This window comes from Streptomyces sp. NPDC096012 (assembly GCF_040426375.1).
Lineage (GTDB): Bacteria > Actinomycetota > Actinomycetes > Streptomycetales > Streptomycetaceae > Streptomyces.
Genome location: NZ_JBEOTD010000039.1, coordinates 1 through 21,920 on the forward strand (window position 1 = coordinate 1; position 21,920 = coordinate 21,920).

Annotated in this window: 18 protein-coding genes and 2 tRNA genes; 15 read left to right on the forward strand and 5 right to left on the reverse strand. The window is 70.1% G+C overall.

Annotation, left to right across the window (positions count from 1 at the left end):
* Positions 1 to 128: 128 nt before the first annotated feature.
* The gene (locus ABVB68_RS29320; RefSeq protein WP_353604193.1) at positions 129 to 1,556 is read right to left on the reverse strand and encodes an amino acid permease; all 1,428 of its coding nucleotides are present in this window, start codon (positions 1,554 to 1,556) and stop codon (positions 129 to 131) included.
* A 267-nt stretch (positions 1,557 to 1,823) separates the two neighbouring features.
* Here ABVB68_RS29320 and ABVB68_RS29325 point away from each other — a divergent pair, with 267 nt between their 5' ends.
* Together ABVB68_RS29325 and ABVB68_RS29330 are read left to right on the forward strand one after the other, a co-directional pair.
* Complete coding sequence (locus ABVB68_RS29325) at positions 1,824 to 2,312, forward strand: ribose-5-phosphate isomerase (protein WP_353604194.1); 489 nt, start codon at positions 1,824 to 1,826, stop codon at positions 2,310 to 2,312.
* 34 nt (positions 2,313 to 2,346) lie between these two features.
* Entirely contained in the window at positions 2,347 to 3,156 is an 810-nt protein-coding gene (locus ABVB68_RS29330) for an Fpg/Nei family DNA glycosylase (RefSeq protein ID WP_353604195.1), read from the forward strand.
* Positions 3,157 to 3,246: 90 nt separating this feature from the next.
* On the opposite strand, the gene ABVB68_RS29335 is transcribed toward ABVB68_RS29330, so the two are convergent.
* Entirely contained in the window at positions 3,247 to 4,488 is a 1,242-nt protein-coding gene (locus ABVB68_RS29335) for a GNAT family N-acetyltransferase (RefSeq protein WP_353604196.1), read from the reverse strand.
* 141 nt (positions 4,489 to 4,629) lie between these two features.
* On the opposite strand from ABVB68_RS29335, the gene ABVB68_RS29340 reads away from it, so the two are divergent.
* The gene (locus ABVB68_RS29340; protein ID WP_353604197.1) at positions 4,630 to 5,802 is read left to right on the forward strand and encodes a SpoIIE family protein phosphatase; all 1,173 of its coding nucleotides are present in this window, start codon (positions 4,630 to 4,632) and stop codon (positions 5,800 to 5,802) included.
* A gap of 220 nt (positions 5,803 to 6,022) precedes the next feature.
* Positions 6,023 to 6,505 (forward strand): HD domain-containing protein, encoded by a 483-nt coding sequence (locus ABVB68_RS29345; RefSeq protein WP_353604251.1) that lies wholly within the window; start codon positions 6,023 to 6,025, stop codon positions 6,503 to 6,505.
* 197 nt (positions 6,506 to 6,702) lie between these two features.
* On the opposite strand, the gene ABVB68_RS29350 is transcribed toward ABVB68_RS29345, so the two are convergent.
* Positions 6,703 to 7,896 carry an acyltransferase family protein gene (locus tag ABVB68_RS29350; RefSeq protein ID WP_353604198.1) on the reverse strand — a complete coding sequence of 398 codons (1,194 nt, stop codon included), beginning with the start codon at positions 7,894 to 7,896 and terminating at the stop codon, positions 6,703 to 6,705.
* A 441-nt stretch (positions 7,897 to 8,337) separates the two neighbouring features.
* On the opposite strand from ABVB68_RS29350, the gene ABVB68_RS29355 reads away from it, so the two are divergent.
* Entirely contained in the window at positions 8,338 to 8,532 is a 195-nt protein-coding gene (locus ABVB68_RS29355; protein ID WP_184959728.1) for a hypothetical protein, read from the forward strand.
* Positions 8,533 to 8,767: 235 nt separating this feature from the next.
* Here ABVB68_RS29355 and ABVB68_RS29360 read toward each other — a convergent pair.
* A tRNA-Gly gene (locus ABVB68_RS29360) sits at positions 8,768 to 8,841 on the reverse strand.
* 176 nt (positions 8,842 to 9,017) lie between these two features.
* On the opposite strand from ABVB68_RS29360, the gene ABVB68_RS29365 reads away from it, so the two are divergent.
* From ABVB68_RS29365 to clpX, 5 genes are all read left to right on the forward strand, one after another.
* Positions 9,018 to 9,094, forward strand: a tRNA-Pro gene (locus tag ABVB68_RS29365).
* Between the two features lie 178 nt (positions 9,095 to 9,272).
* The gene (gene tig / locus ABVB68_RS29370; RefSeq protein WP_353604199.1) at positions 9,273 to 10,643 is read left to right on the forward strand and encodes a trigger factor; all 1,371 of its coding nucleotides are present in this window, start codon (positions 9,273 to 9,275) and stop codon (positions 10,641 to 10,643) included.
* A gap of 486 nt (positions 10,644 to 11,129) precedes the next feature.
* Positions 11,130 to 11,735 carry an ATP-dependent Clp protease proteolytic subunit gene (locus ABVB68_RS29375; RefSeq protein ID WP_018545112.1) on the forward strand — a complete coding sequence of 202 codons (606 nt, stop codon included), beginning with the start codon at positions 11,130 to 11,132 and terminating at the stop codon, positions 11,733 to 11,735.
* A gap of 66 nt (positions 11,736 to 11,801) precedes the next feature.
* On the forward strand, positions 11,802 to 12,467 hold the full coding sequence (locus ABVB68_RS29380) for an ATP-dependent Clp protease proteolytic subunit (protein ID WP_353604200.1): 666 nt from the start codon (positions 11,802 to 11,804) through the stop codon (positions 12,465 to 12,467).
* A 169-nt stretch (positions 12,468 to 12,636) separates the two neighbouring features.
* Positions 12,637 to 13,923: an ATP-dependent Clp protease ATP-binding subunit ClpX gene (clpX, locus tag ABVB68_RS29385; RefSeq protein WP_353604201.1), complete on the forward strand. Its 1,287-nt coding sequence runs from the start codon at positions 12,637 to 12,639 to the stop codon at positions 13,921 to 13,923.
* A 67-nt stretch (positions 13,924 to 13,990) separates the two neighbouring features.
* Here the strand turns inward: clpX and ABVB68_RS29390 are convergent, their stop codons facing one another.
* A complete protein-coding gene (locus tag ABVB68_RS29390) occupies positions 13,991 to 15,004 on the reverse strand; it encodes a hypothetical protein (RefSeq protein WP_353604202.1) in 1,014 nt (337 codons plus the stop codon).
* Positions 15,005 to 15,141: 137 nt separating this feature from the next.
* On the opposite strand from ABVB68_RS29390, the gene ABVB68_RS29395 reads away from it, so the two are divergent.
* The 5 genes from ABVB68_RS29395 (at position 15,142) to ABVB68_RS29415 (ending at position 21,895) form a co-directional block, all read left to right on the forward strand.
* Positions 15,142 to 17,766, forward strand: a complete 2,625-nt coding sequence (locus ABVB68_RS29395) for a valine--tRNA ligase (protein ID WP_353604203.1) — start codon at positions 15,142 to 15,144, stop codon at positions 17,764 to 17,766.
* Between the two features lie 429 nt (positions 17,767 to 18,195).
* A complete protein-coding gene (folC, locus tag ABVB68_RS29400; RefSeq protein WP_353604204.1) occupies positions 18,196 to 19,710 on the forward strand; it encodes a bifunctional tetrahydrofolate synthase/dihydrofolate synthase in 1,515 nt (504 codons plus the stop codon).
* A gap of 8 nt (positions 19,711 to 19,718) precedes the next feature.
* Positions 19,719 to 20,081, forward strand: coding sequence for a DUF4233 domain-containing protein (locus tag ABVB68_RS29405; RefSeq protein ID WP_353604205.1), 363 nt, complete (start codon positions 19,719 to 19,721; stop codon positions 20,079 to 20,081).
* Positions 20,082 to 20,148: 67 nt separating this feature from the next.
* Positions 20,149 to 20,562 carry a nucleoside-diphosphate kinase gene (gene ndk / locus ABVB68_RS29410; protein ID WP_353604206.1) on the forward strand — a complete coding sequence of 138 codons (414 nt, stop codon included), beginning with the start codon at positions 20,149 to 20,151 and terminating at the stop codon, positions 20,560 to 20,562.
* Positions 20,563 to 20,875: 313 nt separating this feature from the next.
* The gene (locus ABVB68_RS29415) at positions 20,876 to 21,895 is read left to right on the forward strand and encodes a rod shape-determining protein (protein WP_031158632.1); all 1,020 of its coding nucleotides are present in this window, start codon (positions 20,876 to 20,878) and stop codon (positions 21,893 to 21,895) included.
* The last annotated feature ends 25 nt before the right edge of the window (positions 21,896 to 21,920 follow it).

A 21,920-nucleotide genomic window follows, 5' to 3' on the forward strand; every position in this document is an offset into this window, starting at 1 on the left:
TCACGCCCCCCACCTGCCCCCCCCCCGCCCCCCCCCCGCGGGCCACCCCGGGGGCCCCTTGGGCCGCGCTGAACCGTCGGACCATGCGGCCCCGGTGCTTCTGCGGTGAGCCGGAAGAGGAGTGCCGGTCAGGCCGTGGGGACCTTGTCGGGCGCCTCGACCGCGGGCGCCTCGGCCGCGCGGCCCGCCGTCACCTTCTGCTTCACGAAGGCGATGGCGATCACGATCGCGGCCACCGCCAGCGACAGCAGCACGGTCTTGCGGCCGCTGCTCGGGCCCTCCGTGTCGGTGAGCATGTAACCGAGGACGAACACGATCAGCGCGGCCGTGGCCCAGGTCAGGTACGGGTACAGCCACATCTTCACGACGAGCTTCTCCGGCGCCTCGCGCTGGATGATCCTGCGCATCCGCAGCTGCGAGAAGCAGATCGCCAGCCAGACGAACAGGGCCACGGCGCCACTGGAGTTGAGCAGGAACAGGAAGACGGTGTCCGGGAACTTGTAGTTGAAGAACACCGCCACGAAACCGAAGACGACCGAGGCCAGGATCGCCGTCATCGGCACACCGCGGGAGGTGGTCCGGGCGAAGGCCTTCGGGGCGTCACCGCGCTGGCCGAGCGAGAACGCCATCCGGGAGGCCGTGTACAGGCCGGAGTTGAGGCACGACAGCACCGAGGTCAGCACGATGACGTTCATGATCTCGCCGGCGTGCGCGATGCCCAGGGAGTTCAGCGCGGCGACGTAGGAGCCGTCCTTGGCGATGGCCGGGTCGTTCCACGGGACCAGCGAGACCACGACGAGGATCGAGCCGAGGTAGAAGACGCCGATACGCCAGATGATGCTGTTGGTCGACTTGGTGACCGCGCGCTGCGGGTTCTCCGACTCGCCGGCCGCCAGGGTGGCGATCTCACTGCCCATGAAGGAGAAGACGACCAGCAGCACACCGGTGAGGATCGCGCCCGGACCGTGTGGCAGGAAACCGCCGTGACCGGTCAGGTTGCCGAAGCTCGCCTGGTCGGTGTGGGCACCCGGCAGGACGCCGAAGACGGCGAGCAGGCCGATGACGATGAACGCGCCGATCGCCACCACCTTGATGCCGGCGAACCAGAACTCGAACTCGCCGTAGGAGCCGACGGAGACCAGGTTGGTGGCGGTCAGCACGAACATCACGATCAGCGCCCAGCCCCACTGCGGGACGGCCGGGACCCAGCCTTCGAGGATCTTGGCACCGGCGGTCGCCTCGACGGCGAGCACGACGACCCAGAAGAACCAGTACAGCCAGCCGATGGAGAATCCGGCCCAGCTGCCGAGCGCGCGGTCGGCGTGGGCGGAGAAGGAGCCGGAGGTGGGGTTCGCGGCGGACATCTCGCCCAGCATCCGCATCACCAGCACGACGAGCGTGCCGACGAGGGCGTACGACAGGAGGATGCCGGGACCGGCGGTGGCGATGCCGGTGCTCGAGCCTACGAAGAGTCCGGCACCGATCACACCACCGATGGCGATCATCGACAGGTGACGGTTCTTGAGACCTGCTTGAAGTCCGGAACCAGGGGTCATGGGACGGATTTCCTTTGCGCCGGTGGAGCGTTTCCCGTACGCGGCGGGCGCCGTGGTACGGCGGTGTACGGGGCCTCGCACGAGCGGTGTACGAGGCGGTCCAGTGAATCTGAGGCGAATCGATTGGGGAACCTCTGATTCCAGATTGTTACTTGAGGTTCCCTTGAGCTTCAATGGCCTGGCTCACATTTCCGGCGCAGGCACCCGGGGCTGCGGGGGCCGGTACCCGGAGCTGCTGCCCCGGTGCGGGCGTGTCACACTCGTGGCATGCGCGTGTACCTCGGCTCGGACCATGCGGGCTACGAACTCAAGAACCACCTCGTCGAGTGGCTCAAGGCCGCCGGGCACGAGCCCGTCGACTGCGGACCGCACGTCTACGACGCCCAGGACGACTACCCGCCCTTCTGCCTGCGGGCCGCCGAGAAGGCCGCCGCGGACCCGGACGGACTCGGTGTCGTGATCGGCGGCTCCGGCAACGGCGAGCAGATCGCCGCGAACAAGGTGAAGGGCGTGCGGGCGGCCCTGGCCTGGAGCGAGGAGACCGCCTCGCTCGGCCGGCAGCACAACGACGCCAACGTGGTGGCCGTGGGTGCGCGCATGCACAGCACGCAGGAGGCGACCAAGTTCGTCGAGGTCTTCCTCAGCACCCCGTTCTCCGGTGACGAGCGCCACATCCGCCGCATCGACATGCTGTCCGCATATGAGGCGACCGGCGAGCTGCCCCCGATCCCGGCCCACCACCCGCAGCAGGACTGAGCCTCCCCCTGGGGCTGGAAGGAACAGGAACACCGTGCCAGAGGGGCACACGATCCACCGGCTGGCACAGGACTACGCCGCCCGCTTCCTGGGCACGGCGCCCCGCGTCACCAGCCCCCAGGGCAAGTTCTCCGACGCCGCGGACCTGCTGGACGGCGCCGTGCTCACGGCCACCGAGGCCCACGGCAAACATCTCTTCCTGCGTTTCCGGGACGCCGACTGGGTCCACATCCACCTCGGTCTCTTCGGCAAGGTCGGCTTCGGGGACGCCCCGGCGCCCCCGCCGACCGACACCGTCCGGCTCCGGCTCGCGACCGGCACCTCCTACGCCGACCTGCGCGGTCCCACGACCTGCGCCCTGATCACGGACGCCGGGAAGCGGGCCGTGCACGACCGGCTCGGCCCCGACCCGCTGCGCGACGACGCCGACCCGGACACCGCCTACCGCAGGATCTCCCGCAGCCGTACGACGATCGCCGCGCTGCTCATGGACCAGAAGATCGTGGCCGGCGTCGGCAACGTCTACCGCGCCGAGGTCCTCTTCCGGCACGGCATCGACCCCTACCGCGCGGGCCGGGACATCACCCCGGCCGAGTGGGCCGCCGTGTGGGCCGACCTCGTCGAGCTGATGCGCGAAGGGGTCCGCGACAACCGGATCGACACCGTACGACCCGAGCACACCCCGCGGGCGATGGGCCGCCCGCCGCGGGTGGACGACCACGGCGGCGAGGTGTACGTCTACCGCCGCGCCGCCCAGCCCTGCCACATCTGCGGCGACGAGATCCGCACCGCCGGTCTCGCCGCCCGCAACCTCTTCTGGTGCCCCACCTGCCAGCGGCCCTGAACCGGCGCCGGGGTCCTTCCGGCGGCTCGCCTCCCCACCCGGGCGGCCGGCCACCGATCAGCCGTGTGAACAACCCTGCGGGTCATACACCTAGAAGCCGTGCGGCAGCCACGGCGCCACCGGGGAGCCGAAGGCCACCGACGCCTCCGTCAGAGCACCCGGCCGCAGCTCCCGCACCCGCCCGGCCGCCGCGAGCGACAGCAGGCTCACCCCGCCGAGGTACGCCGCCGCCAACCCGCCCACCGGCAGGGCGAGATCGGCCGCGTCGGACGTGCGCTCGCAGGACGCGCCCCGGGCGTCGCCGGTCAGCCGCCAACGCCCCGCGTTCCAGGGGCAGAAGACGTCCTCCACCTCCAACACGACGGCCACGGGCGTCTGATACGTACGCGCCGCCAGGGCCGCGCCCACGTCCACGAGACGGACGTACCCGGCGTCCCGGAGCCGGCGCCCGCACCGCCGGATGTCGGAGACCAGGTGCTGCCACGGCTCGTCGACCGGCCGCCCCCGCAACGACAGCTTCGTCATCAGGTCGATGCCGAACAGGAAACGCCACAGCGCGCCCTCGGTCGCCGGATCGAGCCCGGCCAGATCCTCCAGGGTCACCGTGCCGTCGTGTCCGCCGGGACCCCAGCCCATCTTGGTGCGGAAGCGCGTGTACCCGGTGACCTCGCCGTCCCGCTCCGCGACCACACACTGCAGCGCCGAGGCACCCTCGCGCTCGCTCTCCGGGTCCAGCAGGGCGGCCTGCTCCCAGCCGGGCTGCCGGGCCAGCATGCCGGGGCGGCGGGGCACCAGGGTCGCGTACACGGCCTCGCACTCCTTCAGGACGTCCGCCGGCGGTGCGTAGCGCACGCGGACCTCCTCGGTGCCCGGCGGCAGCGTCAGGGTGACCCGGCCGGTATCGATCTCAGCGTCGAGCTGCAGGGTCGCCGTGCCGAACCCGAACCGGCCGTAGATCGCGGGCTCGGAGGCGAGGAGCGCCGCGAGCGGCTCACCCTTGGCGCGCGCGTCGTCCAGCAACCGCCGCATCATCGACGTCAGCACTCCGCGCCGCCGGTGCGTCGCGGCCACGCTGACCATGGTCACCCCGGCCGTGGGCAGCACGGCACCGCCCGGCACGGTCATCCGGAAGCTGAAGGCCGCCGACGTACCGACGAGCGTGTCCGCGTCCCAGACGGCGAGGGACCGGTCGAACTCGGTGAGGGATCTGTCCAGTTCGCGTTCCTCGGCCGGGGTCGCACCGCCGCCGAAGGCGCGGACCAGGTGGTCCCACCACCGGTCGAACTCCTCCGGGCGCAGCGTCTTCAACTCGGTGCCGTGCTCAGTGCCCATGAGCCATGCCTACCAGGGCATAGCGGGACGAGCCAGCGAATTTCCGGGAGGCCGGGAGGCACGGCGCAGCGAGCCCCGCACGGGGGACAAGTGGGACCACCCGTGCCAAGGGGCCGGTCCGATGGATAGGGTCGCGAACTAATGGCAGCAGGACGAGTGCGGCGCGCGAAGGCCGATACGTTCGCGGCGCGGTGGAAGATGAAGTGGCACCGGGCCCGCATCGCCCTGCGCAGAAGCGCCGTGGACTACTTCCGCGGCGACGGTTCGGACTGGATCGCGTTCGCCGGGCTGCTGCTGACGATCCCGGTCCTCGCCGCCATGACCCTCGGCAACGCGGTGTGGTGTTCACCGGCCACCCTCGTCCTGCCGATCGTCGCGGGCGGCCTCCTGCTGCGGCCGGCCAGCCTGCTCGGCCTGTACGCGGCGGCGGCCACCGCGCTGATCGTGGAGTCGGTGCGGCTCGGCCCGTACACCGAGGGCCCCTCGCGGGTCACCCCCGGCCTGGTCCTGGTGGTGGCGGCGTGCGGCTTCTTCGGGCTGCTGACCGCGCAGTTCCGCAGCCGGGTCGGAGTGCCCTGGCGGCGCGGCGGCACCATGCTCTTCGACCTGCGCGAGCGGATCCGGGTGCAGAGCAAGCTGCCGAAGCTGCCGCCGGGCTGGCACCACGAGATGGCGCTGCGGCCGGCCGGCGGGCAGTCCTTCTCCGGCGACTTCGTCGTCGCGGCCCGCACGAACGGCGGCCGCACCCTGGAGGTCGTGCTCACGGACGTGTCCGGCAAGGGCATGGACGCGGGCTCGCGCGCCCTGCTGCTGTCCGGTGCCTTCGGCGGCCTCCTCGGCTCCCTCCCGCCGCACGCCTTCCTCCCGGCCGCCAACGGCTACCTGCTCCGCCAGGAGTGGGACGAGGGCTTCGCCACCTCCATCCACCTCGTCCTGGACCTCGACTCCGGCGACTACGAGCTGTACTCCGCCGGTCATCCGCCCGGCCTCCAGCTCAGCGCGGGCAGCGGACGCTGGGAGGAGAAGGCCGCCGAGGGGCCGCTGCTGGGGGTGTACGACGGCGCCCAGTTCGACTCCGTGAAGGGCTCGCTGCGCCCCGGCGACGTGCTGATGCTGTTCACGGACGGCCTGGTGGAGACCTCCGACCGGGACATCGTCGAGGGCATCGACCGCCTCACCGGCGAGGCCGACCGCTATGTCGCCGGCGGCTTCCACGGCGCCGCCTGGCACCTCATCGAGGCGGTCGCGAAGGACGTCAACGACGACCGCGCCCTGCTGCTCATCTGCCGCCAGGCAACGGGGAACGGCCGCTGACCCCATGGGTTCCATGGGTTCCACGGAGCGAGGGGACGCCGAACGGACGGGACGGGGAGACGGGGAGACGGGGAGACGGGGAGACGTCGGGACCGCACCGCCCCTCACGCTCGTCGAGGTCGAGGTCGAGGTGGAGGTCGAGGTCGAGGTCGAGGTCAAGATCAAGGTGGAGGCCGAGATCGAGGTCGAGGCCGTCGCGGAGCGAGAGGACGCCGAACGGATGACGGAGCAGGACGCCGGGACCGCACCGCCCCTCACCCTCGCCGAGGTCGAGGCCGTCGCGCGCGCCGCCCACGCGGGGCAGACGGACAAGGCGGGACGGCCGTACGCCGAGCATCTCGCGGCCGTCGCCGAGGGCGTCCGGGCCCGTGGCGGTGACGCGGAACAGATCGCGGCGGCCTGGCTGCACGACTCCGTGGAGGACGCCGCACTCACCCGGGAGTGGCTGGCCGCGGCGGCGCTGACCCCGCGCACCAAGGCCATCGTGGACGCCCTCACCAAGCGGCCGGGGGAGGAGCAGGAGGAGTACGCCCGCCGGATCCTCGCCACCCCGGGCGCGCTGCTGGTGAAGGAGTCCGACCTGGCGCACAACGCCGACCCCGGCCGGCTGGCCGCCCTGCCCGAGGCGACCGGGAAACGGCTGACCGGCAAGTACGCCCGCATGCGTGCCCTGCTCGGCCTGGACCGCCCGGACGCCGGCTAGACCCCCGCCCGGGCGTGGGCCGGACGACGACCCGGCGTGGGCTGCACCGGAGCGCCCGGGTGTGGGCCGGACGACGGCCCGGCGTGGGCTGTACCGGAGCGCCCGGGTGTGGGCCGGACGACGGCCCGGCGTGGGCTGTACCGGAGCGCCCGGGTGTGGGCCGGACGACCGCCCGGCCTGGGCTGGACGGCCGCGGGCTAGACGCCGGCGCCGGCCTTCTCGCGTTCGGGTTCCTTCCGCTGCCGCTCTCTGGCCAGTTCGGCGGCGTCCTGCTTGAACGCCCACTCCAGCTTCGGTTCCATCGCGAAGCGGAAGACACGCTGCACCGGCCGCGTGCACAGCAGGGTGACGGCGGCGGCCGCGAGGACGGTGACGGCGAGCGCGCCGACCGCCCCGTGCCGCCGGGCCAGGTCGAACCCGCCCGTGTACACCGTGGTCTTGACCACGAAACCGTGCAGCAGGTAGCCGTACAGCGTGCCCGCGCCGAGCGCGGTGAACCACGTCCGGCGCCCCGGCACCCAGGAGAGGAAGCAGGCGGTCAGCAGCACCGCGCAGCCGAACACCGCCAGTGTCATGAGCGGCCCGGTCCACCAGGGGGCCCCGAGATCCTGCGCCGAGTACTGCCGGTAGAACCAGCCGCCGTCCACGTGCGGTACGGACCACCAGCCGATGGCCAGGGCCGCGGCGAACACCGGTACGGACAGGATCCGCACCCGGCGCCGGCGCACCAGCGCGAAGTGCTCGGGCTTCAGCAGCAGACCGAGGACGAAGCAGGGCAGGAACTGCAGGACGCGGCCGAGGTCCAGGTTGTCGTCGATCCCCCGGGTGACGGATCCGATCATGGCGATCCCGAGCGCGACGGGCAGCGGCCAGCGCACCAGCTTCCAGACGGGTGTGGTCAGCCGCCAGATGAACAGCGCGCACAGGAACCAGGTCAGGTAGTACGGCGAGACCAGGCTGATCGGGTCGCCGGCGTGGCCCGCGTAGCGCCTGAACAGCGAATAGGCGATCTGGAACAGCAGATACGGCACCACGACCCCGGTGATCAGCCGCTTCAGCCGGTCCGGGCGCATGTCGAAACTGCGCGAGAAGTAGCCGGAGATGATGATGAACGCCGGCATGTGGAAGGTGTACACGACGTTGTACAGGCCTTCGAGGACCCGGTTGTCCGTCTTGATCGCCGACCAGGAGTGCCCCAGCGCCACCAGCACGATGGCCAGGTACTTGGCGTTGTCGAAGAACGGGTCCCGCGCGGTGCCGGGTCTCGCGCCCTGTTGCCGCGGCTCCTGCGTACCCGCCTGGGTGCGCGGTTCGGGCCCTCCACGCGCCGGCGACTGTGCCGGGGGGAGGGGCCTGCGGTCGTGGCCGGGGGACGGGGCGGCGTCAAACATCTCAGGCACCCTAGCGTCGGCTGCGGGATTACGTAAAACCACACGCGGTTATTTCTGGTTATCGCGTCCGAGTACCCGGAAATTCACCGAACTTGCCGCCTCCGTCGGCGTGATGATGGGCACACAGGTGTCGTCCGTTCATCCCGGATGTACCGATTAATCCAGACTAACTCGGGCATACGACGTCTCGGTGTTACGTACTTCGAATCGTCGGCCGTGCAATGCGTGGATATTGAAACGAAGTTCCGTGAATTGAGCGTGGATTCAGTGCCCGCGTGTCCCTTCGTATTCATGTGCGAGCCGTCGCGCGAGCGGGCGCCGGCCCGACGTTGCGTCATGGGCCGCATAAGGGAGCCGGGTTGGTGGCACGATGGTTCTGGCGGGGGTGCGTGGGCCGCACCTCCGGGCCGGGAGAGCGGACCGACCGAGGGTGTGATCAGTGTGGCCATTTCACTGTCCGTGGTGCTGCTGTTGGCGATCATCCTGGTGGTGCTGATCCGAGGGGGGAACATCAAGGCGGGCCCGGCGATCGTCGCGATCCTCTTCGGCTTCTTCCTCGCCTCGACCGGCATGGCGCCGTCCATCAGCCGGTTCCTGAACTCGATAGCGGAGTCCATCAACTCGATCAGGTTCTGACCCGCCGGGCCCGCGCCGACGAACCGCTCACCCGGCACGCGCACGCCGACCGTCCGGAACTGCGCAGGGCCCCGGCACCGGAACGGCAGAAGGTCCGAAGAGACCGGAACGGCCCAAGGTCCGGGGAGACCGGAACGGCCGAAGGCCCCGGCACCGGAACGGCCGAAGGCCCCGGCACCGGAACGGCCGAAGGCCCAGGGAGAGGAGGCAACCTCTCACCTGGGCCTTCGGTGTGTGGAGCGGGCGACGGGAATCGAACCCGCGTAGCTAGTTTGGAAGACTAGTGCTCTACCATTGAGCTACGCCCGCAACAATGCGCCGCAGGTCCGTGACCGCGGCACTGAAGTGCATCGTAGCGGGTCGCCGGCCGCCGAGGCGAACGTGTTGCCCGGCTGTGCGGCCGGCGTCACCGCCGCGCCCGGCCGCTGCCTCCGAATACGGCCGCCGTGGCGGGCCGGGGCATGTACCCTACGTGTCGCACCAGACGGGGTGTGGCGCAGCTTGGTAGCGCGTCCGCTTTGGGAGCGGAAGGCCGTGGGTTCAAATCCCGCCACCCCGACCACCGGATCACGATGTCGTGATGATCGCCTTTTGGGGCGCTGACCGGCTGCGGTTACTATGCAAGCTGGTCGCCCGTGTGTCCCGGCCCTCACGGCTATGTACTCCTCCGGGCGGCCAGATCCGCCGGACCTGTCAGGCTCCGGTAGAACCCGAGAAGTCAGCCACAAGGAGACCGAACCGTGAAGAGCGCCGTGGAGACCCTGAACCCGACCCGGGTTCGGCTCACTGTCGAGGTGCCCTTCGAGGAGCTCAAGGACAGCCTCGACGCGGCGTACAAGAAGATCAACCAGCAGGTCACGGTGAAGGGCTTCCGCAAGGGCAAGATCCCGGCCCGCGTCATCGACCAGCGGTTCGGCCGCGGTGCGGTGCTGGAGGAGGCCGTCAACGACGCGCTTCCGAAGTTCTACACCGAGGCGGTCAACGAGGCGGAGCTGAGCCCGCTGGGCCAGCCCGAGGTCGACATCACGGACCTGAAGGACGGCGAGACGCTGAACTTCACCGCCGAGGTCGACATCCGTCCCGCCCTTCAGATCCCGGACTACTCCGGCATCGAGGTAGAGGTCGACGCCGTCGAGGTCACCGACGAGGACGTCGAGAAGTCGGTCGAGCAGCTGCGCGAGCGCTTCGCCTCCACCTCCCCGGTCGACCGTGCCGCCGAGGACGGGGACGTCGTCACCATCGACCTGGAGGCCAAGGTCGACGGCGAGGTCCTCGAGGACGGCGTCGCCGACGGCGTCTCCTACACCATCGGCTCCGGTGAGCTGCTGGACGGCATCGACGACGCCGTCAAGGGCAAGTCCGCCGGCGAGGAGGCCACCTTCACCTCCGAGCTGAAGGGTGGCTCCGCCGCCGGCAAGGAGGCCGAGGTGACCGTCAAGATCTCCCAGGTCGCCGCCCGCGAACTGCCCGAGCTGGACGACGAGTTCGCGCAGCTCGCCTCCGAGTTCGACACGCTGGAGGAGCTGAAGGCCGACAGCCGCAAGCGCCTCGCGAACATGAAGCAGTTCGACCAGGCCACCCAGGCCCAGGAGCGCGTCCTGGAGAAGCTCCTCGAGCTGGTCGAGGTCCCCGTCCCCGAGAAGCTGCTCGAGGACGAGGTCAACACCCGCAAGCACAACCTGGAGCACCACCAGCTCGGCCAGATGGGCCTCACCCTCGACAAGTACCTGGAGATCCAGGGCAAGACCGCCGAGGAGTTCGAGACCGAGACCCGTGACGCCGCGGTCAAGGGCATCAAGACCCAGTTCGTCCTGGACGAGCTGGTGAAGAAGGAGAACCTCAACGTCAACCAGGAGGAGCTCACCGAGCACCTCATGCGGCGTGCGGCCTCCTCCGGCATGTCCCCCGACCAGTTCGCCCAGGCCGTCGTCGAGGGCGGCCAGGTGCCGCTCCTGGTCGGCGAGGTCGCCCGCGGCAAGGCCCTGGCCGTCGTGGTCGAGGCCGCCACGGTGAAGGACACCAACGGCGAGGTCATCGACCTGGACGACGAGGAGGAGGAGACCGAGGCCGCCGAGGCGTCGGAGACCTCCGAGGAGAACGCCGAGGGCTGAGCCGCCCCACGGCGCCTCTGACAGCGTGGACGGGCCCCCGGGGGAGTGTCTCCCGGGGGCCCGTCCGTCGTACGGTGAGTGAGCGGTCCCGGGGACACGGGGCCGGCCCGTCGTACGGGGGCGTGAGCGGTCCCTGAGGCACGGGGCCGGCCCGTCGGAGCCGGCCGGCGGAGACACGCGGCCGGGCCGCCGTACGGGAGCGTGAGCCGGCCCCAGGGGCGCCGGGAACCGCGGGAACGGCCTCGGCGCGCCCGCGGTCCGCGGACCACCGCACGACCCCCCGGTAACCGCACCGGTTCCCCGCGTGAGCGCTACGCCCCCGGCGAACACTCCCATCTCCGGGATTCCCCGGAGGGACCTGAGCGTTAGGGTCCATGAATACGGGGGCAGGGGAGTCTCCTGACACCCCCGCCAAGCCTCCGGCAGGACGACGTGAGACGGCCCGGCGCCGTCGTAAGACGAGCAGGTGGATACGTGACGAATCTGATGCCCTCAGCCGCCGGCGAGCCTTCCATCGGTGGTGGCCTCGGCGACCAGGTCTACAACCGGCTGCTCGGCGAGCGGATCATCTTCCTCGGCCAGCAGGTCGACGACGACATCGCCAACAAGATCACCGCGCAGCTGCTGCTCCTTGCCGCTGATCCGGACAAGGACATCTACCTCTACATCAACAGCCCCGGCGGCTCGGTGACGGCCGGCATGGCGATCTACGACACCATGCAGTACATCCCGAACGACGTGGTCACGATCGCGATGGGCATGGCCGCCTCGATGGGCCAGTTCCTGCTCACCGGCGGCGCCGCGGGCAAGCGCTTCGCGCTGCCGCACGCGGACATCATGATGCACCAGGGCTCCGCGGGCCTCGGCGGTACGGTGTCGGACATCAAGATCCAGGCCGAGTACCTGCTGCGCACCAAGAAGCGCATGTCCGAGCTGACCGCCCAGCACTCCGGCCAGACGGTCGAGGCCATCATCCGCGACGGCGACCGCGACCGCTGGTTCACCCCGGAAGAGGCCAAGGAGTACGGTCTCATCGACGAGATCATCACGCACGCCTCGGGTGTTCCGGGAGGCGGCGGCACCGGTGCCTGACCGGCCCGGCCACGCCACGCACCGAGACCGAAGCCCCCAGAACGCCACCAGGACGGTGAACACCCCATGAGCAACTTCCCCGGCACCGCCAGCGGCATGTACGAAGGGCCCCGCCCCGACAGCCGTTATGTCATCCCGCGCTTCGTCGAGCGCACCTCCCAGGGCATCCGCGAGTACGACCCCTACGCGAAGCTCTTCGAGGAGCGCGTGATCTTCCTGGGTGTCCAGATCGACGACGCCTCCGCCAACGACGTCATGGCGCAGCTGCTGTGCCTGGAGTCGATGGACCCGGACCGGGACATCTCGATCTACATCAACAGCCCCGGTGGCGACATGACCGCCCTGACGGCGATCTACGACACCATGCAGTTCGTGAAGCCCGACATCCAGACGGTCTGCATGGGCCAGGCCGCCTCCGCCGCGGCCATCCTGCTCGCCGCCGGCACCCCGGGCAAGCGCATGGCCCTGCCGAACTCCCGCGTGCTGATCCACCAGCCGGCCGGTTCCACGGGCCGCGGTCAGCTCTCCGACCTGGAGATCATCGCCAAGGAGTTCACCCGGATGCGTGAGCAGCTGGAGGACATGCTGGCGAAGCACTCCAACCAGCCGCTGGAGAAGATCCGCGAGGACATCGAGCGCGACAAGATCCTCACGGCCGAGGAGGCGCTGCAGTACGGCCTCGTCGACCAGATCATCTCCACCCGCAAGCTGAACAACTCCGAGGTCCGCTGACCCCGGAGGACGTACTTTTCGCCCCTCTTGGCACGGTGCACGTCAAAGTGAACCCTGCCAAGGGGGGCCCGAACACCGGGCCCGGCAAGGTACCGTCGGACATAAGGCAGCACCAGGAGCCGCTGGACCTCAGTGTCCAGTCGTCTCCCAGGCGAAGGGGAAGCACACCGTGGCACGCATCGGTGACGGCGGCGATCTGCTCAAGTGCTCGTTCTGCGGCAAGAGCCAGAAGCAGGTCAAGAAGCTCATCGCAGGGCCCGGTGTGTACATCTGCGACGAGTGCATCGACCTCTGCAACGAGATCATCGAGGAAGAGCTCGCCGAGACCAGTGAGGTCCGCTGGGAGGAACTGCCGAAGCCCCGCGAGATCTACGAGTTCCTCGAGGGCTACGTGGTCGGCCAGGAAGCGGCCAAGAAGGCGCTCTCCGTCGCGGTGTACAACCACTACAAGCGGGTCCAGGCGGGCGAGAACGGCGGCGGGAGCGGCCGTGACGACGCCATCGAGCTGGCGAAGTCCAACATCCTCCTGCTGGGCCCCACGGGCTCCGGCAAGACCCTCCTCGCGCAGACCCTGGCGCGCATGCTGAACGTCCCGTTCGCCATCGCCGACGCCACGGCGCTGACGGAGGCGGGCTACGTCGGCGAGGACGTCGAGAACATCCTCCTGAAGCTCATCCAGGCGGCGGACTACGACGTCAAGAAGGCCGAGACGGGCATCATCTACATCGACGAGATCGACAAGGTGGCCCGTAAGAGCGAAAACCCGTCGATCACGCGGGACGTCAGCGGCGAGGGCGTGCAGCAGGCCCTGCTGAAGATCCTGGAGGGCACCACGGCCTCGGTGCCGCCCCAGGGCGGCCGCAAGCACCCCCACCAGGAGTTCATCCAGATCGACACGACGAACGTCCTGTTCATCGTGGGCGGCGCCTTCGCGGGCCTGGAGAAGATCATCGAGTCCCGGGCCGGCGCCAAGGGCATCGGCTTCGGTGCGACGATCCTGTCCAAGCGCGAGCTCGAGGCCAAGGACGTCTTCGAGGACGTCATGCCGGAGGACCTGGTCAAGTTCGGCATGATCCCCGAGTTCATCGGCCGCCTCCCGGTGATCACGAGCGTCCACAACCTGGACCGCGAGGCCCTGCTGAAGATCCTGGTCGAGCCCCGCAACGCACTGGTCAAGCAGTACCAGCGGCTGTTCGAACTCGACGGCGTCGAGTTGGACTTCGAGCGCGAGGCGCTGGAGGCCATCGCCGACCAGGCCATCCTCCGCCAGACCGGCGCACGCGGCCTGCGCGCCATCATGGAGGAGGTCCTCCAGGGCGTGATGTACGAGGTCCCGTCCCGCAAGGACGTCGCCCGCGTGGTCATCACCGCCGACGTGGTCCTCTCCAACGTCAACCCGACCCTGATCCCGCGCGACGCCCGCGGCCGGGGCTCCGGGGAGCAGAAGACGGCGTAGCACCCGGCACATGCGAAGGGGCCCCGGTCGAGTGACCGGGGCCCCTTCGCATGTCCCTTTGCGGGCGTCAGGCCTTCACACGCACATCGGTGCGGAGCTTGGCCGCGATATCGGCCGCGTCGCCGATCGAGCCGCCGTCGCCCGAGGCGATGGAGGCGACGCTGAACGACGACACCAGGGCGACGGTGCTGTGGTCGCCCCAGATGCACACGGGCATCTTGATGGTCTTCGGCACCCCGGCCGACGAGGACGACGAGCCGCCGCTGTCGATCTGCGCGATCTGGCACTTCATGACAGCACCCGAGAGGCCGGAGGGGTGGACCGTCTCCGGGCTGCCGACCAGCTTGCCCTTGGTCTCCGAGCCGCCGTTGTCCTTGGCCGCCTCGGACTTGGCCTTGGCGAACATGGCGTCGACGACCGCCTCGGGGTCGTCGATGGTCCCGTACACGCCGCTGAAGGACAGGCCCTTCTTCGTCAGCCCGGTGCCGCTGCCGTAGGAGGCGCTGACCTCGGTGGGGTTCTTCACGCCCCACTTCTCGAAGTCCGAGCGGTCGGAGTCGTCGAAGCCGCCCGACGAGCCCGAGCCGGGGTCCTTCTTGTAGGTCCCGCCGATCACCGTGGTCGGGGTGGTCAGCTTGTGCGGGCCGTCGTCGGCGACGTCGGTGCCGCTGCCGCCGATCACGAAGTAGGCACCCACCGCGAGCGCGGCCACCACGGCGACCGCACCGATGATCAGGCCGGTCTTCTTCTTCCCCCCGGCCGGCTGCGGCGGCTGCGGCATGCCGTAGGGCTGCTGCCCGTACGGGTTCGGCTGCTGCGGGCCGCCCTGCTGCGGATAGCCGTATCCCTGCGGCGGGGCCGCAGGGGCCTGCTGGGGGTAGGCGTAACCGGGCTGCGGCGGGGCCGGGGGCGCCTGCTGGGGGTAGCCGTAGCCGGGCTGCGGAGCCTGCGGCTGCTGGCCGTAGGGGCCCGCCTGGCCGTGGGGGCCCTGCTGGCCGTACGGTCCGGGCTGCCCCTGCTGGCCGTACGGGCCCGGCTGCTGGGGCGGGCCGCCGTACGGGCCCGGCTGGTTGCTGCTCATTTCTGGGTTCCCCTCCAGATGCTTATGTGTTCCTGACATCCTGGCCCAGGCCAGGGGGGCTCAGGGCACCGGGGGTCTCACCGTTACAGAACAAACGCGTTTCGGGACCGCCCCGTGACACCTCTAAACTGACCCCCGTGACCGAGAACGCTCAGCAGCAGCCACCCGCGCCCGAGAACGAACTGCCGACCCAGTACGCGCCGGCCGATGTAGAGGGGCCGCTGTACGAGCGCTGGGTGGAGCGGGGTTACTTCGAGGCGGACGCGAAGAGCGACAAGCCGCCGTACACGATCGTCATCCCGCCGCCGAACGTCACGGGCTCGCTCCACCTGGGCCACGCCTTCGAGCACACCCTCATCGACGCCCTGACCCGCCGCAAGCGCATGCAGGGCTACGAGACGCTGTGGCAGCCCGGCATGGACCACGCCGGCATCGCCACGCAGAACGTCGTCGAGCGCGAGCTGGGCAAGGAGGGCAAGTCCCGCCACGACCTGGGCCGGGAGGCCTTCGTCGAGCGCGTCTGGCAGTGGAAGGCCGAGTCCGGCGGCCAGATCAGCGGCCAGATGCGCCGCCTCGGCGACGGCGTCGCCTGGTCCCGCGAGCGCTTCACCATGGACGAGGGCCTCTCCCAGGCCGTCCAGACCATCTTCAAGCGGCTCTACGACGACGAGCTGATCTACCGCGCCGAACGCATCATCAACTGGTGCCCCCGCTGTCTGACGGCGATCTCGGACATCGAGGTCGAGTACCAGGACGACGACGGCGAGCTCGTCTCCATGAAGTACGGCGACGGGGACGACGCCATCGTCGTCGCCACCACCCGCGCCGAGACGATGCTCGGTGACACCGCCGTCGCCGTCCACCCCGACGACGAGCGCTACCGGCACCTGGTCGGCAAGCTCATCCGGCTCCCGCTGACCGACCGCTCCATCCCGGTCGTCGCCGACGAGCACGTCGACCCCGAGTTCGGCACCGGCGCCGTCAAGGTCACCCCGGCCCACGACCCGAACGACTTCGAGATCGGCCGGCGGCACGACCTGCCCGCCATCACCGTGATGGACGAGCACGCCGTCATCACCGTCCACGGCCCCTTCCAGGGGATGGACCGCCTGGAGGCGCGCTCCGCCATCGTCGCCGCGCTGCGCGCCGAGGGCCGGATCGTCGCCGAGAAGCGGCCCTACGTCCACTCCGTCGGCCACTGCTCGCGCTGCAAGACCACCGTCGAGCCCCGCCTGTCCATGCAGTGGTGGGTCAAGGTCGGCCCGCTGGCCAAGGCCGCCGGCGACGCCGTCCGCGACGGCAAGGTCAAGATCCACCCGCAGGAGATGGAGAAGCGGTACTTCGACTGGGTCGACAACCTCCACGACTGGTGCATCTCGCGCCAGTTGTGGTGGGGCCACCGCATCCCGGTCTGGTACGGCCCGAACGGCGAGGTCGTCTGCGTCGGCCCCGACGAGGAGGCTCCCACCGGCGAGGGCTGGCACCAGGACACCGACGTCCTCGACACCTGGTTCTCCTCCGGCCTGTGGCCCTTCTCCACCCTGGGCTGGCCCGAACAGACCGAGTCGCTCGCGAAGTTCTACCCGAACTCCGTCCTGGTCACCGGCTACGACATCCTCTTCTTCTGGGTCGCCCGGATGATGATGTTCGGCCTGTACGCGATGGACGGCACCCCGCCCTTCCACACCATCGCCCTGCACGGCATGGTCCGTGACCAGTTCGGCAAGAAGATGTCGAAGTCCTTCGGCAACGCGGTCAACCCGCTGGACTGGATGGACAAGTACGGCTCCGACGCCCTGCGTTTCACCCTGGCCCGCGGCGCCAACCCGGGCGTCGACGTCCCGATCGGCGAGGACTGGGTCCAGGGCTCCCGCAACTTCGCCAACAAGATCTGGAACGCCACCCGCTTCGCGCTGATGAACGGCGCGACGGTGGACGGGCCCCTGCCGGACCCGTCGGCCATGTCGGCCACCGACCGCTGGATCCTCTCCCGCCTCAACTCCGTCATCGCCGAGGTCGACGCGTACTACGAGGACTACCAGTTCGCCAAGCTGTCCGACGCCCTCTTCCACTTCGCGTGGGACGAGGTCTTCGACTGGTACGTCGAGCTGTCCAAGACGACGTTCCAGGCGGGCGGTGCGGCCGCCGAGGCGAGCAAGCGCGTCCTGGGCGAGGTCCTCGACGTCACGCTGAAGCTGCTGCACCCGGTGGTCCCGTTCGTCACGGAGACCCTCTGGACGACGCTGACGGGCGGCGAGTCGCTGGTGATCGCCGAGTGGCCGACCGACAGCGGCTTCCGTGACGCGGCGGCCGAGCGGGAGATCTCCACCCTGCAGTCCGTCATCACCGAGGTCCGCCGCTTCCGCGCCGACCAGGGCCTGCAGCCCGGCCAGCGGGTCCCGGCCCGCCTGACGCTGGACGGCACGGACCTCGCCCCGCACGAGGCGGCCATCCGCCAGCTGCTGCGGCTGCAGCCGGAAGGCGACTCCTTCACGGCCACGGCCACCCTCCCGGTCGGCGGAGCGGAGGTCGCCCTGGACCTCTCCGGCACGATCGACGTGGCCGCGGAGCGCAAGCGCCTCGCGAAGGACCTCGCCGCGGCCGAGAAGGAGAAGGCCCAGGCCACGGCCAAGCTCGGCAACGAGGCGTTCCTGGCCAAGGCCCCGGAGAACGTGATCGACAAGATCCGCACCCGCCTCACCAAGGCGGACGCGGACATCACCCGGATCCAGTCCCAACTGGACCGTCTGCCCCAGGCCTGACCCGCCCCCGGGCCCCGGAGCCACGCCACTCCGGGGCCCCCGCCCCCCACCCCAGGGACCCGCAAAACGCGACCCACAACACCCCCGCGCTGGATAGCCACGACCGGCCACCCACCCCGCCAGGGGCGCGGGGAACTGCGCGACGGCCCACGACGCACCCGCACTGTGGACGACCACGACCAGCTACCCACCCCGCCAGGGGCGCGGGGAACTGCGCGAGGCCCACGACGCACCCGCACTGGACGACCACGACCGGCCACCCACTGCCCAGGGGCGCGGGGAACTGCGCGACGGCCACGACGCACCCGCACGGAACAGCGACGACCAGCCACCCCACGGCCGCCCCCCGACGCACCCGCACGCAAGGGACACCTCCAGCCACCCCGAACCGGCGCCGCACACCCCCGCCCCGCTCCGTAGACTGGCCCCGTGAGCGACCTCCCGCACGAAGACGACCAGCCCGACCCCCTCGACAGCTTCGAGGAGATCATCGCCGAGGAGACCACCCGCGACCCCGATCTCGCGGTGATCGAGGCCGGCAGCCGCACCCTGCGTACGCAGGGCGGCGCGCCGCACGCCGACGTGCCCGGGCGGCCCGACGACCCGGAGGTCGACAGGGCCCTGCGCTTGGTCGAGACGGAGCTGGCCGGCCGCTGGGGCGAGACCAAGCTGGAGCCCTCGGTCAGCAGGATCTCCGCGCTGATGGACGTCCTCGGCGAGCCGCAGCGCTCGTACCCGTCCATCCACATCACGGGCACGAACGGCAAGACCTCCACCGCCCGCATGATCGAGGCCCTGCTCGGCGCCTTCGAGCTGCGCACCGGCCGCTACACCAGCCCGCACGTGCAGTCGATCACCGAGCGGATCAGCCTGGACGGCGCGCCGATCACCGCCGAGCGGTTCATCGAGACGTACCAGGACATCAAGCCGTACGTGGAGATGGTGGACTCCGCCCAGGAGTACCGGCTGTCCTTCTTCGAGGTGCTCACCGGCATGGCCTACGCGGCCTTCGCCGACGCGCCGGTCGACGTCGCCGTCGTCGAGGTCGGCATGGGCGGTTCCTGGGACGCCACCAACGTGATCGACGGCGATGTCGCCGTGGTCACCCCGATCGACCTGGACCACACCGACCGGCTCGGCGGGACACACGCGGAGATCGCCACCGAGAAGAGCGGCATCATCAAGCAGGACGCCACCGTCATCCTGGCCCAGCAGCCGGTGGACGCGGCGCAGGTGCTGCTGAAGAAGGCCGTCGAGGTGGACGCCACCGTGGCCCGAGAGGGCCTGGAGTTCGGCGTCGTGGCCCGGCAGGTCGCCGTCGGCGGCCAGCTGCTCACGCTGCGCGGCCTCGGCGGCGAGTACCCCGAGGTGTACCTCCCGCTGCACGGCGCCCACCAGGCGCACAACGCGGCCGTCGCGCTCGCCGCCGTCGAGGCGTTCTTCGGCGTCGGCGCGCAGCGCGCGGAGCCGCTGGACGTCGACACCGTCCGCAAGGCCTTCGCGGCCGTGACCTCGCCGGGCCGGCTGGAGACCGTACGGCGCTCGCCGACGGTCGTGCTGGACGCGGCGCACAATCCGGCGGGCGCCGCGGCCACCGCGGAGGCCGTCCGCGAGGCGTTCGACTTCACCCGGCTGATCGGCGTGGTCGGCGCGAGCGGCGACAAGAACGTGCGCGGGCTGCTCGAGGCCTTCGAGCCGATCTTCGCCGAGGTCGTCGTCACCCAGAACTCCAGCCACCGCGCCATGGACGCGGACGCGCTGGCCGCGATCGCCGTCGAGGTGTTCGGCGAGGAGCGGGTGCAGGTCGAGCCGCGGCTGCCCGACGCTCTGGAGGCCGCGATCACGCTGGCCGAGGAGGAGGGCGAGTTCGCGGGCGGTGGCGTCCTCGTCACCGGATCCGTCATCACCGTCGGCGAGGCCCGGCTGCTGCTGGGGAAGGGCTGAGATCCTCCGTGCGTACGCTCTGTTCATCGACACTCATCGGCGAGTTCTTCATCATCGGGTTCGCCGGGCTCGTCGCCATGAAGGACCCTGACCTGTCCACCTCCACGGTGTGGCTGGTCAGCGGTATCGCCATGCTGCTGTGCCTGCTGCTGTGCGGCATGGTGACGCGCCCCGGCGGGGTGGCCCTCGGCTGGGCCCTGCAGATCGCGCTGATCGCCTCCGGCGTCGTCATCCCGACCATGTACTTCATGGGTGCGATCTTCGCGGCACTGTGGTGGGCGTCCGTGCACTACGGGCGGAAGGTGGACGAGGCGAAGGCCCGGTTCGCCGCGCAGGCGGAGGCCGGCTCCTCCACGCCTGACGCTGCGTGACGGGCGCCCCGACACGCCCTGTAGCCTCGTGCCACCACCGCAGACGTCTGTCAGAAGGAGTCCCTCCGTGAGCCAGCGCACCCTCGTCCTCCTCAAGCCCGACGCCGTCCGTCGCGGCCTGACCGGCGAGATCATCAGCCGTATCGAGCGCAAGGCCGGCTGGCAGATCACCGCGCTGGAGCTGCGCACGCTGGACCGGGCCACGCTGGAGCAGCACTACGCCGAGCACGTCGGCAAGCCCTTCTACGAGCCGCTGGTCGAGTTCATGACCACCGGCCCCGTCGTCGCCCTGATCGTCGAGGGTGAGCGGGTCGTCGAGGGCCTGCGCCAGCTGGCCGGCCCGACCGACCCGATCGCCGCCGCCCCCGGTTCGATCCGCGGTGACTACGGTGTGATCGTCCGCGAGAACCTGATCCACGCCTCCGACTCCGAGGAGTCCGCCGAGCGCGAGGTGAAGATCTTCTTCCCGGGCCGGGCGTGAGCCGCGGCGAGCCGCTCTCCCGCCGATTCCCCTGAGCGGGCGTCAGCTCGGGCCGCCCTGCCTGACCAGGGACGGCCGTACGTTTTCGGCCGTCCTTCGGCATATGCCTTGCCGATCGGGGGAACGTCTGCCTCCGATGGACCGTCTCCACAAGCGAGGCGGCCCGCCATCTGGTGACAATGGCGGAGACCCTCGCGCAGTGTTCGTGCAGGCGCGTCTACGATGGAAGCCTTCACGTCACAGCACCCGCCTCGCCGACCTGATATGCCCTCAGAAGCTCAGGAAAGCCAGATGAATCCGGATGGGGAACTCAATGTCGTTCATCGGCCGTGACATGGCTGTCGACCTCGGGACCGCCAACACGCTGGTGTACGTCAGGGGTCGCGGGATCGTACTCAACGAACCGTCCGTCGTCGCGATCAACACCAACACGGGTGGGATCCTCGCGGTCGGTGCCGAAGCGAAGAAGATGATCGGCCGGACGCCCGGCAACATCGTCGCCGTGCGGCCGCTGAAGGACGGTGTGATCGCCGACTTCGAGATCACCGAGCGGATGCTCCGCTACTTCATCCTGAAGATCCACAAGCGGCGGTACCTGGCGCGCCCGCGCGTCGTCGTCTGCGTGCCCTCGGGCATCACGGGGGTCGAGCGCCGCGCGGTCATCGAGGCGTCCTCCCAGGCCGGTGCCCGCCAGGTGCACATCATCGAGGAGCCCATGGCGGCCGCCATCGGCTCCGGTCTGCCGGTCCACGAGGCGACCGGCAACATGGTGGTGGACATCGGCGGCGGCACCACCGAGGTCGCGGTCATCTCGCTCGGCGGCATCGTGACCGCCCAGTCCATCCGCGTCGCCGGCGACGAACTGGACAACGCGATCATCCAGTACATCAAGAAGGAGTACAGCCTTCTGCTGGGTGAGCGCACGGCGGAACAGATCAAGATCACGATCGGTTCGGCGTACGACCTCGACGCCGACGAGCACACCGAAGTCCGCGGCCGGGACCTGGTGTCCGGGCTGCCGAAGACCGTCGTCATCTCGGCCGCCGAGGTCCGCAAGGCGATCGAGGAGCCGGTCAACGCCATCGTCGACGCGGTCAAGACCACCCTCGACAAGTGCCCGCCGGAGCTGTCCGGCGACATCATGGACCGAGGAATCGTTCTGACCGGCGGCGGAGCCCTGCTGCGCGGGCTCGACGAGCGGCTGCGGCGGGAGACCGGCATGCCGATCCACATCGCCGAGGACCCGCTGGACAGCGTGGCGCTCGGCTCCGGCAAGTGCGTCGAGGAGTTCGAGGCGCTGCAGCAGGTCCTCGACGCCCAGCCACGCAGATGACGTAACTCTTCGATTCCGCCGTACG